The sequence below is a fragment of the Saccharopolyspora sp. NPDC002578 genome (assembly GCF_053592695.1).
Genome location: NZ_JBSFWJ010000002.1, coordinates 110724 through 123575 on the forward strand (window position 1 = coordinate 110724; position 12852 = coordinate 123575).

The following is a 12852-nucleotide window of genomic DNA, read 5'->3' on the forward strand; positions in this document are numbered from 1 at the left end:
CCACGTGCCTCGCACCCCCGGAGCAGGCGCGATCGAGTCCACAGTGGACGCCACTGTCCGCGCAGCAGCGACGATCGTGGGTGAGGGGCGCACCCGGCGGAGGTCAGAAGGCCGAGTAGCCGCCGTCCAGGGTGATCGTGTCGGCGGTGTGGAAGGCGCTGGCCGAGCTGGCGAGGTAGACCGCGACGGCGCCGAAGTCGTCGGGTTCGCCCCACCGGCCGACGGGCATCCGGGGCAGCACGCGCCGCTGGAACGGCTCCGAGTTCAGCGCGGGGTCGGCCATCGGCGTGCTCACCCAGCCGGGCAGCACCGCGTTCGCGCGGATCCGGTGCCGGGACAGTTCGATCGCGATGGATTTGATCATCGCGATCAGGGCGCCCTTGCTGGCCGAGTACGCCTGCCCGCGCGGCTGACCCTGCACCGCGGCCAGGCTGGCCGTGCCGACGAGGCTGCCGCCCTCGCCCTGCTGGACCATCCGCGCGGCGGCGGCGCGCAGCGTGAGGAACGCGCCGTCCAGGTTGACCCTGGTGACGCGGTGGAACTCGGTCAGATCGGTCTCGATGAAGCGGGTTCCCGCACCGCCCACGCCCGCGTTGGCGAAGCACGAGTCCAGCCGCCCGAAGTGGCCGATGAGCCTGCTCATCGACTGCTCGACCTGGTCCTCGTCGGCGACGTCGCAGCGCAGCGCCAGCACCTCGGTGCCGTGGCGGCCCAGGTGCTCGGCGGCCTCGGCGTTGCGCTGCTCGTTGGTCCCCCACAGGCACACGCCCGCGCCGGCCGCGGCGAGGGCGTCGCCCATCGCCAGGCCGATCCCGGAGTTGCCGCCGGTGACGAGGGCGACGTGACCGCTGAGGTCGAACGGGGCGGGCTCAGGCATCGACGGCTCCGTCCGGGTCGCTGAACTCGGGGACGCGGTCGCCGAAGGCGGCTTGCACGGCTTCGACCTGGTTGGGAGTGCCGAGCAGCGCGGCCAGCGCCCGCTGCTCGGCGGCGAAGCCCTCCGCCAGATCGACCTGGCCCGCCGCGTCGAGCAGGTGCTTCGCGTGCCGCACCGCGTGCGGGTTCTTGCCCGCGATCTCCGCCGCCAGCTCGCGGGCGGCCGCGGCCGGGTCGTCGGCGAGCTTGGTGGCCAGGCCGAGCGACACGGCCTCCGCTCCCCCGACCACGCGCCCGGTGAAGGTCAGCTCTTTGGCCACGTCGCGCCCGACGAGCTCGGGCAGCACCTGGGTGCCGGTCATGTCCGGCACCAGGCCCCACTTGATCTCCAGCACGGACAGCCGCGAGTCGGGCGCGACCACTCTGATGTCAGCGCCCAGCGCGAGTTGCAGCCCACCGCCGTAGGCCACGCCGTGCACGGCGGCGATCACCGGTACCGGCAGGTGGCGCCAGACGTGCACGGCCTGCTGGCCGAGCGCTTTCGCCGGTCCGATCGGCGGGTGCGGGGCGTGGCCGCTCAGACCGTCGCCGCCCGCCATGGCGCGGAACGATTCGAAGTCCAGGCCCGCGCAGAACGACCGGCCTTCGCCGCTCAGCACCACGGCTCGCACTCGCGGTTCCTCGCGGAGCCGCAGCCCGGTCTCGGCCAGGGCGCTGAACATCTCCGGGTCGAGGGCGTTGAGCTTGTCCGGCCGATTCAGCCGCACCTGCGCCACCCCGTCGGCGATGGCGCAGGAGACGCGCTGCTGCGCGGGATCGGTCAAGGCTCCTCCTCGCGTGCGGGGCCACCCAGCACGGCCACCACCTGCGGCTGCGCACGGCTCCGCGCCACCGTAAGCCCACTCCACACGGGCAGTCAAGACTGACTGCTAGAGCTTTTCAGTCCACATCGGACGGTCGCGGTGGCGTCCTTGTCGGCGGCGTGCGGTAGTCGTATCGTCAGTGCCCGTTCGCTCCAGGGACGGTCCCCGCCGCCGTCCTCCGCCACCGCGGCCACGGTCGGCCGCCTGCTTGACCGAGCACCGAGGAGAGCGATGGACTTCACCCTGCCCGACGAGCTGGTGCGAGTGCTCGGCGAGCTCGACGCCTTCGTCGACGCCGAGATCCGGCCGCTGCAAGACCAGGACGACAACACGCGCTTCTTCGACCACCGCAGGGAATTCGCCCGCACCGACGTCGAAGCGGGCGGCACTCCGCACCCCGAGTGGGAGGCGCTGCTGGCGGAGATGTTCCGCCGCGCGGACGCCGCCGGCTGGTTGCGCTACGGACTGCCGGAGTCCGTCGGCGGCAGCGGCGGCGGCAACCTCGCCATGGCCGTGATCCGCGAACACCTGGCCGCGAAGGGGCTCGGGCTGCACAACGACCTGCAGAACGAGTCCTCAGTGGTCGGCAACTTCCCGTTCGTGCACATGTTCCTGGAGTTCGGCACCGAAGCGCAGCGCCAGGAGTTCGTCGAAGGCATGATCACGCACCGCAAGCGGGTCGCGTTCGGGCTCACCGAACCCGGCCACGGCAGCGACGCGACCTGGCTGGAGACCACGGCCGTGCGCGACGGCGACGACTGGATCATCAACGGCGGCAAGCGGTTCAACTCCGGGCTGCACTCCGCGACCCACGACGTGATCTTCGCCCGCACCTCCGGCGACGGCGGCGACGCGCGGGGCATCACCGCGTTCATCGTGCCCACGGATGCGCCGGGATTCTCCGTGGACTTCCACTGGTGGACGTTCAACATGCCCACCGATCACGCCGAGGTGACCTTGCGGGACGTGCGAGTCCCCGGGACCGCGGTGTTCGGCGAGGTCGGCGGCGGGCTCGCGCTGGCCCAGCACTTCGTGCACGAGAACCGGATCCGCCAGGCCGCCTCCGGGGTGGGGGCCGCGCAGTTCTGCCTCGACCGCAGCGTCGCCTACGCCCGCGACCGCGTCACCTTCGGGCAGCCCCTCGCGCAGCGCCAAGCCGTGCAGTGGCCGCTGGTGGAGCTGCACACCGAAGCGGAACTGGTGCGCAACCTGGTGCGGCGCACCGCGTGGGAGCTCGACCGCGTGCCGCACCACGAGATCAGCGACCGCGTCTCGATGTGCAACTACCGCGCGAACCGGCTGGTGTGCGACGCCGCCGACCGGGCGATGCAGGTGCACGGCGGGCTCGGCTACACGCGGCACGAACCGTTCGAGCACATCTACCGCCACCACCGGCGCTACCGGATCACCGAGGGGGCCGAGGAGATCCAGCTGCGCAAGATCGCCGGGTACCTGTTCGGCTACGCCGGCCCGCGGAAGAGGTGAGGCGTTGCTGCTGGTCATCGAAGGTCCGGAGTGGTGCCGATGAGCGAGGAGCTCCGCGCGCGGCTCGCCGCCCGCCTCACCGGCCTGCGCGGTGAGGCCGTCGAGGTCTCCGCTCCGCAGCGGCTCACCGGCGGAGCCAGCCGCGAGACCTGGACGTTCCGCGCCACGACCGCGACGGACGCGCGGCGGCTGGTCCTGCGCCGCGACCCGCCCGGCTACGACCGGCCGGAGTCGATGGGCGTGGAAGCGTCCGTGATCGCAGCCGCCGCTCGCTGCGCGGTGCCCGTGCCCGCGTTGCTGGACCACGACGCCGACCCGGCGGTGCTCGGCGCGCCGTACCTGATCAGCGAACACGTCGACGGCGAGACGATTCCCCGGCGCCTGCTGCGGGAACCGGAGTTCGACGAGGTGCGCCCGACGCTGGCCGCGGAGCTCGGCAGGGTGCTCGCCCGCATCCACCGCATCCCGGTCGGAGACGTGCCCGGTCTGGCGCACCCCGATCCGCTGGCGGCGCTGGAGGCCGATCACGCGCGGCACGACGAACCGCTGCCTGCGCTGGAGCTCGGACTCCGGTGGCTGCGGGAGAACCGGCCGCCGCCCGCCGGGGACGTGGTGGTGCACGGCGACTTCCGCAACGGCAACCTCATCGTCGGCCCCGACGGGTTGCGCGCGGTGCTCGACTGGGAACTGGTGCACCGCGGTGATCCGCTGGAGGACCTGGGGTGGCTGTGCGTCAAGGCGTGGCGGTTCGCCGCCGCGCCACCGGTGGGCGGCTTCGGGCGGCGCGCGGACCTGTTCGCCGGGTACGCGGAGGTCGCGGGCTGGGCGCCGGATCCGGCGGCGGTGCACTGGTGGGAGGTGTACGGGACGGCGAAGTGGGCGGTCGGCTGCCGGGACATGGCCCGGCGGCACCTGACCGGCGCGGACCGCTCGGTGGAGCTCGCCGCCATCGGCAGGCGGGTGTGCGAGCAGGAGCACGATCTGCTGCTGGCGCTGGGAATTCCACCGTCATCGGAAGATCCATCGGAACCGGACGCGCCCGACCCCGATCTGCACGGACGCCCCACTGCCGCCGAACTGGTGGAGGCGGTGGCGGAATTCCTGCGCGCCGACGCGCGGCCCGCGCTGGAGGGGCGCACCCGGTTCCACGCGCTGGTGGCCGAGAACGTGCTCGGCGCGGTGGAGCGCGAACTGCGCCTCGGCCCCGGGCAACAGCGGCGCCGTGCGGACCGGCTGGCCGCGCTCGGCCACCGGGACGAGGCCGAGCTCGCCGCCGCGATCCGCGCCGGAGCCGACGGCGACGACGTGCTCGCCGCCGTCCGCGAGGGCGTCACCGACCGCCTGCTCGTCGCCAACCCCCGCTACCTCGGGAATCCGTGAGACCCGCCGATGTGCACGACACCGTGAAAGGAGTTCCGACCATGCCCGAACTCACCGCTGTGGCCGAGGGGCTGAGCTTCCCCGAAGGACCGATCGCGCTCGACGACGGTTCCGTGCTGGTGGTGGAGATCCGGCGTGGCACCCTGTCCCGGGTGACGCCGGACGGCGCGGTCTCCGTCCTCGCCGGCTGCGGGGGCGGCCCGAACGGTGCCGCCATCGGGCCGGACGGCGCCGTGTACGTGTGCAACAACGGCGGCTTCGCCTGGCACGACCGCGAAGGGCTCGTGCTGCCCGGCCGCCAGCCCGACGACTACTCCGGTGGCCGCATCCAGCGCGTCACCTTCGACGGGACCGTGACCGACCTCTACACCGAGGTCGACGGCCATCCGCTGCGCGGCCCCAACGACATCGTGTTCGACGCCGACGGCGGGTTCTACTTCACCGACCTCGGCAAGACCCGCGAGCGGGACATGGACCTGGGCGGGCTGTACTACGCGCTGCCCGACGGTTCCCGCGTCGAGGAGATCGTGCACCCGCTGCAGCAACCCAACGGGGTCGGGCTGTCCCCCGACGGCGACCGGCTCTACGTCGCCGAAACGGGGCCGGGCCGGGTGTGGTGCTGGGACGTCACCGGCCCCGGCCGGCTGCGCGGGCGCGGTTCCGGGGCGCGCGGCGCGCAGCTGCTGCACGGTTTCGCCGGGGCGCAGATGCTCGACTCGCTCGCGGTGGACTCGGCGGGCAACGTGTGCGTGGCGACCTTGAACACCGGCGCGATCACGGTGCTCAGCCCGGACGGCGAGATCGTGGACGTCGTCGGAGTCCCGGTTCCGGACCCGCTGGTCACCAACATCTGCTTCGGCGGCCCCGAGCTGCGCACGGCCCACATCACGTCCTCGGGCCGCGGCGTGCTCTACCGCACCGAGTGGCCGCGCCCCGGTCTCGCGCCGCGGTTCACCGCGTGACCAGCACGATCACGCCGGCCTTCGCCGAACGGTCGTGCCCCGGATCCCGTCCCGGCCGTAGCGTGGAACATGACAAACAGCGAGGTGTTCGACAGTGCGTGAACGAGCCATCCGCATCGGCGATTTCTCCGGCTACCTGGGCGACCGGTTCAGCGCCGTGGACGAAGTGCTGGCCGGTGATCCGGTGGACGTGCTGATCGGCGACTACCTCGCGGAGATCACCCTCGCGGCGCTGTCGGTGCGCTACCGGCGGGATCCGGCGCGCGGCTACGTGGAGTACTTCGTCGACCAGCTGCGCCCGCACCTGGCGACGCTGGCCGAACGACGCGTCAAGGTCGTCACCAACGCGGGCGGTTTCCACGCCGCCGCTCTCGCGTCCGCGCTGCGGGAGCTCATCGCCGCCGAAGGCGTCGCGCTGCGCGTGGCCCACGTCGAAGGCGACAACGTCCTCGACCGGCTGCCCGCCTACCAGCGGGCCGGGCACCGCTTGGAGAACCTCGATTCCGGTGCGGCGCTCGCCGAGTGGGACGCCGAGCCGATGGCCGCGAACGCCTACCTCGGCGGCTGGGGCATCGCGGAGGCGCTCGCGAGCGGCGCCGACATCGTGGTGTGCGGGCGGGTCACCGACGCTTCGCTGACCTCCGGGCCCGCGGCGTGGTGGCACGGCTGGGGGCGCGAGGACTGGGACGCGCTGGCCGGGGCGGTGCTGGCCGGGCACATCATCGAGTGCGGTCCGCACGCCACCGGCGGCAACTTCTCCGGGTTCACCCGCGTTCCGGGCATGCTCGTGCCCGGCTTCCCGATCGCCGAGATCGACGCCGCGGGCAGCAGCGTCATCACCAAGCACGACCACGACGGCGGCACCGTCACCACCGACACGGTCACCGCGCAGATCGTCTACGAGATCCAAGGCCCGGCCTACCTGAACCCGGACGTCACCGTGCACCTCGACGAGGTCGCGCTGGAACTCGACGGCCCGGACCGCGTGCGGGTCACCGGCACCACCGGTTCTCCCCCGCCGCCGACGACGAAGGTCGCGGTGTTCGGGCAGCTCGGCCACCAGGTCGTCAACACCGTGTTCGTGACCGGGCTGGACGTCGACGCGAAGGTGGACCTGCTGCGCGCGCAGATCGGCCGCGACGTGCCCGAGGGCGTCACCGAGCTCGACATCACCCGGATCGGCACCGCCGCGGCGAACCCGGGCACGCAGTGGGACGCCACGGTGGGCCTGCGGGTGATGGCCACCGCCGCGGAGAAGGCTCCGCTGGAGCGGTTCGACGCGGCGGCGCGGCTCGGATCGCTGTACCTGCAGAGCATTCCCGGCTACTTCCACGACGGCGGCGCCGGGCTCACGTCCACGCCGCGCCCGCGCATCGACTACTGGCCCGCGCTGCTGCCGATGTCCGAGGTCCCGCACCGGGTCGCGCTGCCCGACGGGTCCACCGTGGACGTGAAGCCGCCGGTGCACACCGAGCCGGTGGCACCGCAACCCGTGCACGCGGAGCCCGGAAAGCCCGTCGCCACCGGGGAAACCCGCTCGGCACCGCTGGGCCTGCTGGCGCACGCGCGCAGCGGGGACAAGGGCGGCAACAGCAACGTCGGAGTCTGGGTGAGCGACGACCGCGCCTGGCCGTGGCTGCGCGACACCCTCTCCACCGAAGCGTTGCGCGCACTCGTGCCCGAGTGCGCGGACCTGGCCGTCGTGCGCCACGAATTCCCGAACCTGCGCGCGGTGCACTTCGTGCTGCGCGGCCTGCTGGGCACCGGTGGTTCGTCGAACCTGCGCGTCGACCAGGTCGGCAAAGCCGTGGGCGAGTACCTGCGGGCGAAGCACGTGACCATCCCGGTGGAACTGCTACCGGACGAAGGAGGCAACCATGTCGCTGACTGACCGCGTCGCGGCGGCCGTGGCCGAACCGGCCACCTCGGACGCGTTCGACCCGCACGCCGAGCTCGACGAGGTGCTCGCCGGTGTCGGGATGAGTTCCGGCGACACCGGCGGTTCCATCACCTTCCACGGCGCGGACCCGGTGGTGCCCAGCACGCTGCGGCTCGGCGGCGGGTCGGCGATCGCGCTCGCCGCGAAGTCGGCGGCGATCGCCAAGCTGTGGCGGTCGCGCGGCGGTGCCGGCCAGGACATCGAGGTGGACCTGCGGTCCGCGCCGCACCGGCTGTGCCCGTTCTACGACCGCAAGTGGGAACTGCTCAACGGCTATCCGCCCGCGACGGCGGCGAACCCCTCCAACGCGCTCGGCTTCGCCTTCTACCGCACCGCCGACGACCGGTGGATGATGCCGCTCAACCCCTACCCGAAGATCAAGATCGCGGCGCAGAAGCTGCTCGGCGTGCCCGACGACGCCGAGGCCGTCGCGAAGGCGATCTCCGGCTGGAACGGCCTCGACCTGGAGAACGCCGCCGTGGCGGCGGGCACCGTGCTGCCGATGCTGCGCAGCACCGAGGAACTGCTCGCCGAACCGCACTACCGCGACGCGCTCGCCGACATGCCGCTGGTGGAGATCACCAAGATCGGCGAGAGCGAGCCGGAGCCGCTGTCCGGCGGCACCTCCCCGCTCGACGGCATCCGCGCCCTGGGCATGGGGCACGTGATCGCCGGGGCGGGCGTCGGCCGGGCGCTCGCGCTGCACGGCGCGGACGTGCTGAACCTGTGGCGCCCCAACGAACTGGAGCACGACACCACCTACGTCACCGCGAACGTCGGCACCCGCTCCGCCACCATCGACCCGTACAAGCCGGAAGGCGCGCAACGGATCCGCGGGCTGCTCGCCGACGCGGACGTGTTCTTCGCCAACCGCCGCCCCGGCTACCTCGACTCCATCGGCCTGTCCCCGGAGCAGGCCGCCGAGACCCGCCCCGGCATCATCCACGCCACGGCGACGCTCAACGGCGAGCACGGCCCGTGGGCGGGACGCGTCGGATTCGACCAGACCGCGGGCAGCCTCACCGGCATGATGCACCTCGAAGGCGACGGCGACACCCCCGCGCTGCCACCGATCCTCGTGGTCAACGACTACATCGTGTCCTGGCTGCTGACCACCGGCGTCGCCGAGGCGCTGGCCCGCCGCGCCACCGAGGGCGGCAGCTACCGGGTGCACGTCTCGCTGACCCGCGCCGCGCTGTGGATCCTCAGCATGGGCGTGTTCGACAAGCGCTACGCCCAGGCCACCGCGGGCAGCGACGCCCGGCACGCCTACCTCGACCCGGAGATCTTCACCGCCGACACCCCGCTGGGCCACTACCAGGGCGTCACCGACCAGGTCCGGATGTCGGCGACACCGGGCCACTACCGCACGGTGCTGGTGCCGCGCGGCTCGTCGCGGCCGGAGTGGCTGGAGCGCTAGCACGGCCTGCGGACGCTCGTCGACCGCGTCTGATCGAGGATTTCCACCCGTGCGGCCGGTTGTGAACGGCACGACCGCTCGCCCACAGTCGACATCGGCCCCAGGGGCGGAACCGCGGAACTCGGGGTGCCCCGACGAACTGAGGAGTTGCGATGAGGCAACCGTCAGTCGCCGTGATCGGAACCGGGTTCGGTGGCCTCGGCGCGGCGATCGAACTCACCCGCGCGGGGATCGACGACCTGGTGATCTTCGAACGCGGCCAGGACGTCGGGGGCGTGTGGCGGGAGAACACGTATCCGGGCGCGGCCTGCGACGTGCCGTCGCCCTTCTACTCCTACTCGTTCGAGCTCAACCCGAACTGGCCGCGGCGGTACTCCCGCCAACCGGCGATCCTCCAGTACCTGCGGGAGGTCGCGGACAAGTACGACCTGCACCGGTACATCCGCTTCGGGACGGAGGTGACGGCCGCCGAATACGACGAAGCCACCCGCAAGTGGCGCATCAGCACCGGCCAGGGCGGAGTGGTGGAGGTCGACGCCCTCGTATCGGCGGTCGGACTCCTGTCGCGCCCCTCGTGGCCGGACATCCCCGGACGCGAGACGTTCCAGGGCGCCTCGTTCCACTCCGCGCAGTGGGACCACGACGTCGACCTCGACGGCAAGCGGGTGGCCGTCATCGGTTCCGGCGCCAGCGCGGTCCAGTTCATCCCCGAGATACAGCCCGAAGTCGCGCACCTCACGCTGTTCCAGCGCAGTCCGCCCTACATCGTGCCGCGCCCGGACACCGAGTTCGGCTCCTGGCGTCGCCGGGTGCTCGGCGCGCTGCCCGGCCTGCTGCGCGTCAGACGTGCCGCGTGGTGGGCCGTCGGCGAAACGATCGCCGTCTCCTTCCTCTACTCCCGGGTCCTGTCCCGCATCCTCACCGCGTTCAGCCGCCGCCACATGCGCAAGCAGGTCCCCGACCCGGCCCTGTTCGAGAAGGTGTGGCCGCAGTATCCCGTCGGGTGCAAGCGCATCCTGTTCTCCAACGATTACCTGCCGGCATTGGGAGAATCCAACGTCGCGGTGGTCGACACCGGCATCGAGTCGATCCACGCCGGAGGCGTCCGGGACGGCTCCGGCGAGTTCCACGAGGTCGACGTCATCATCTACGGCACCGGCTTCACCGCGTCGGACTTCCTCGCACCGCTGCGGGTCGCCGGTGCCGGCGGTCGCGATCTGCGCGAGGAGTGGTCCAGAACCGGGTCCCGCGCCTACCTCGGCATCTCGGTTCCCCACTTCCCGAACCTCTACGTGATGTACGGGCCGAACACCAACGTGGGCGCGGGTTCCATCGTCTTCATGCTGGAGCAGCAGGCGAAGCACCTCACGAGCGCGATCCTGCACAGCGCCCGGGTGGGAAGTCCGATCGCCGTCCGCCCGGAGGTGGCGGCGGCGTTCGACGCCGAGGTGCAGGGCCGGCTCGTCGACGGCGTCTGGACGAAGTGCGCCAGCTGGTACTGCGACGCCAGCGGCCGGATCAGCACCAACTGGCCCGGCACCGGCGTCGAATACCGCAGGCGCACGGCCGATTTCCGGCCGTCCGACTACGAACCCGTCGGCTGAGCCGGTTCGGGAGCCGATGCCGTCGAACCGGATCGCGATTCGGATCGGATGTCCCATTGATCCGATCGGGCACATTCGCACCGAACCGCTCCGCGACTTCCCCGCCACTGTCTAGCGTCCTAGCAGATCCGCCCCGCTCCCCGTCCGGTCGGACGGCGCGGAAGCGCGGACGCGGTGGAGGGGACGGATGCGGTGGGCGGCATCAGGCAACAGCTCAATCCCGGCGACGACTCGCCGGATGACGACGGCGACGTGCTGCAGGTGAACACCGCCGTGCTCAAGGCCTGCGGTGACGCGGCGGCCGACATCCGGGACCGGCTCGACGGCGCGCGCGAGGGCGTCGAGACGAGCGGGGCCTCGGCGGGCGCGGCGCTGTCCCGGGAGAACTTCGTGCTCGGCCGGGCGCTGACGAACGCGACGGAGACCTGGCGTTCCCAGGTCGACACGCTGGTGCTCGCCTGCGACAAGCTCGACGCCGAACTGCACGCGACGGCGCGGGGTCACGAGGCCGTCGAAGCCGAGAACGAGATGACGATGGCCGAGATCGCGAAGCACTTCGAGTGAGGAGCGGCAGTTGCTCAGCTACGACGACGTCCGCCACGCCCCGCTCGACGCGCTCGCGGGCTGCGTGTCCGACTGGACCGACCTGATCGGCAAGCTCAAGACCCTCGACGACGACATTCACGAAACGGTGCTGAAGCCGGTGCAGACCGCCGGGTGGCAGGGTGACGACGCACGGGTGGCGATCGGGTTCGCCGACGAGACGGCGAGGGAGTTCGGCGACGCGACCGCCGAGGCGACCGGCATCCGCGACATCCTCCGCGAAGCGCACGAAGCGATCGCGAAGGCGCGCGACCGACTCGTCGAGATCGCCGACGTCGACGCACCCGCGAAGGACCTCGTCGTCAACGACAAGGGCGAAGTCCGCCCGAAATCGGCAGGACCCGGTGCGGATGTCGCGTATCGCGACCAGATCGATGAGGTCGAAAAGGAGATCGAACGCGCCCTGGTCTCGGCCACCGAGGCCGACGAGAACGCGGCGTTCGCCTTGAAGTCCAACGTCGACGAGAAGCACGACTTCAACGCCCCGGAGCAATCGACGCTGGCCGCAGCGGAAGCGGCGGAGAGCGAAGCGCGGTTCCGCGAATCGGAGAAGTACATCTACGACGAGATGATGCGCAACAGCGGCTCGGACACCGTCGCGATGATCAAGGACCTGCTCCGGCCGAAGGAGTGGTGGGAGTTCGGCCGCGACCCCGCCGGGGAGACCATCGCCGCCCTGGCCATGTGGGCGAACCAGGTCCGCCCCGGCGCCGAGTGGGACCACAAACCCCTGCTGGAGGACAAGTTCGGGCTCGACGCGAAGGAGGAGTTCCAGTTCAAGGTCCCCGGTGAGGACCGCTCCGCGAGCTACGACATCTGGTCCAACATCCACTACGGTTACGTCGGCCGAGCCGCTGGGATCGACGCGGAGACCTTGATCGAGGGCGCGTCGATCGGTGAGGGCGTCGGCGAAGACGACCAAGGCGATCAGCTCACCATGCGCGCCGGGATCGAGATCTACGAGAAGTACGGCGACGACCTCACGCCGGAGCAGTTCCACACCGAGGTCATGAAGACCATCGACGAGATGGAAGCGCAGAACGTCGAACAGGTGCAGGAATGGAAACCTCGGGAGTACTGACGGCGCGGCGCCGCCGTTTCGCCCTGGTCGCGGGCGCGGTGGTGGTGCTGCTCCTGATCGCGGTCGCGGGCTGGCATCTGCCGTTCGCCGGGCAGTGGCGGGAGACCCGCGCCGCGGCGGAACTGCTGCCCGCCGAACCCGGCGCTCCCGGCCAGTGGCGGCGATCCGCCGACTTCGCGCCCGCCGCACCGTCGATGACGGGATTGCGGGACCGCTGGACCCGCGTCTGGAAGGACTCGGCGGCCGACGGCCACGAGCCGGGGTTCGACGAGACCGCGCACCGCTTCGCCTCCCCCACCTGGGCGTGGCTGACGTTCCGGCTCGGGGATCCGAGCGACCGGTACGCGGAGAAGTACGACCGCATCACCGAGGTCCCGGCACCGGTGCCGCCGGAAGCGGACGAGGCGCGGTTCTACTGCGCCCGCTTCGACGGGCGTCCTGAGGAATGCACGCGCTGGTACGCGTGGATCCGGTACGGCCAGTACATCGTGTCGGTGACGGCCGACCCGCTCGACGACGGAACCACGCCGAACCGCACCGGAGCGCGGCTGGAGCGAATCCTCGCCGAGGCGGACCGGACGTTCACCACGACGACCGCCGGCCGGTGACGACGGCGTTCCGCAGCGGTTTTCCCCGCCA

General features: G+C 71.7%; 11 protein-coding genes. 9 read left to right on the plus strand and 2 right to left on the minus strand.

Translation table 11 applies throughout. The features are described 5' to 3' along the window. Positions 1-103: 103 nt before the first annotated feature. Entirely contained in the window at positions 104-877 is a 774-nt protein-coding gene (locus ACWD38_RS02095) for an SDR family NAD(P)-dependent oxidoreductase (protein ID WP_450123134.1), read from the minus strand. After that, on the minus strand, positions 870-1700 hold the full coding sequence (locus ACWD38_RS02100) for a crotonase/enoyl-CoA hydratase family protein (protein WP_184478864.1): 831 nt from the start codon (positions 1698-1700) through the stop codon (positions 870-872). The genes ACWD38_RS02095 and ACWD38_RS02100 overlap by 8 nt, the downstream gene beginning before the upstream one ends. Positions 1701-1970: 270 nt before the next feature. On the opposite strand from ACWD38_RS02100, the gene ACWD38_RS02105 reads away from it, so the two are divergent. From ACWD38_RS02105 to ACWD38_RS02145, 9 genes are all read left to right on the plus strand, one after another. Further along, positions 1971-3224: an acyl-CoA dehydrogenase family protein gene (locus tag ACWD38_RS02105; protein WP_450123135.1), complete on the plus strand. Its 1254-nt coding sequence runs from the start codon at positions 1971-1973 to the stop codon at positions 3222-3224. Between the two features lie 39 nt (positions 3225-3263). Then, positions 3264-4604, plus strand: coding sequence for a phosphotransferase family protein (locus ACWD38_RS02110; protein WP_450123136.1), 1341 nt, complete (start codon positions 3264-3266; stop codon positions 4602-4604). 41 nt (positions 4605-4645) lie between these two features. Further along, on the plus strand, positions 4646-5566 hold the full coding sequence (locus ACWD38_RS02115) for an SMP-30/gluconolactonase/LRE family protein (RefSeq protein WP_184478861.1): 921 nt from the start codon (positions 4646-4648) through the stop codon (positions 5564-5566). A 94-nt stretch (positions 5567-5660) separates the two neighbouring features. Beyond that, positions 5661-7457 carry an acyclic terpene utilization AtuA family protein gene (locus tag ACWD38_RS02120; protein ID WP_450123137.1) on the plus strand — a complete coding sequence of 599 codons (1797 nt, stop codon included), beginning with the start codon at positions 5661-5663 and terminating at the stop codon, positions 7455-7457. Then, positions 7444-8925, plus strand: a complete 1482-nt coding sequence (locus tag ACWD38_RS02125; RefSeq protein ID WP_450123138.1) for a CoA transferase — start codon at positions 7444-7446, stop codon at positions 8923-8925. Before ACWD38_RS02120 ends, ACWD38_RS02125 begins: the two co-directional genes overlap by 14 nt. A gap of 152 nt (positions 8926-9077) precedes the next feature. Then, positions 9078-10529, plus strand: coding sequence for a flavin-containing monooxygenase (locus ACWD38_RS02130; protein ID WP_450123139.1), 1452 nt, complete (start codon positions 9078-9080; stop codon positions 10527-10529). A gap of 192 nt (positions 10530-10721) precedes the next feature. Further along, positions 10722-11093 carry a hypothetical protein gene (locus ACWD38_RS02135; protein WP_450123140.1) on the plus strand — a complete coding sequence of 124 codons (372 nt, stop codon included), beginning with the start codon at positions 10722-10724 and terminating at the stop codon, positions 11091-11093. Positions 11094-11103: 10 nt separating this feature from the next. After that, on the plus strand, positions 11104-12213 hold the full coding sequence (locus ACWD38_RS02140; protein WP_450123141.1) for a polymorphic toxin type 44 domain-containing protein: 1110 nt from the start codon (positions 11104-11106) through the stop codon (positions 12211-12213). Next, the gene (locus tag ACWD38_RS02145; protein ID WP_450123142.1) at positions 12192-12821 is read left to right on the plus strand and encodes a hypothetical protein; all 630 of its coding nucleotides are present in this window, start codon (positions 12192-12194) and stop codon (positions 12819-12821) included. The genes ACWD38_RS02140 and ACWD38_RS02145 overlap by 22 nt, the downstream gene beginning before the upstream one ends. The last annotated feature ends 31 nt before the right edge of the window (positions 12822-12852 follow it).

Coding starts and splice junctions, on each gene's coding strand:
- ACWD38_RS02095 (WP_450123134.1), bottom strand. CDS start 877: ATGCCTGAGCCCGCCCCGTTCGACCTCAGCGGTCACGTCGCCCTCGTC.
- ACWD38_RS02105 (WP_450123135.1), top strand. CDS start 1,971: ATGGACTTCACCCTGCCCGACGAGCTGGTGCGAGTGCTCGGCGAGCTC.
- ACWD38_RS02110 (WP_450123136.1), top strand. CDS start 3,264: ATGAGCGAGGAGCTCCGCGCGCGGCTCGCCGCCCGCCTCACCGGCCTG.
- ACWD38_RS02115 (WP_184478861.1), top strand. CDS start 4,646: ATGCCCGAACTCACCGCTGTGGCCGAGGGGCTGAGCTTCCCCGAAGGA.
- ACWD38_RS02125 (WP_450123138.1), top strand. CDS start 7,444: ATGTCGCTGACTGACCGCGTCGCGGCGGCCGTGGCCGAACCGGCCACC.
- ACWD38_RS02130 (WP_450123139.1), top strand. CDS start 9,078: ATGAGGCAACCGTCAGTCGCCGTGATCGGAACCGGGTTCGGTGGCCTC.
- ACWD38_RS02145 (WP_450123142.1), top strand. CDS start 12,192: ATGGAAACCTCGGGAGTACTGACGGCGCGGCGCCGCCGTTTCGCCCTG.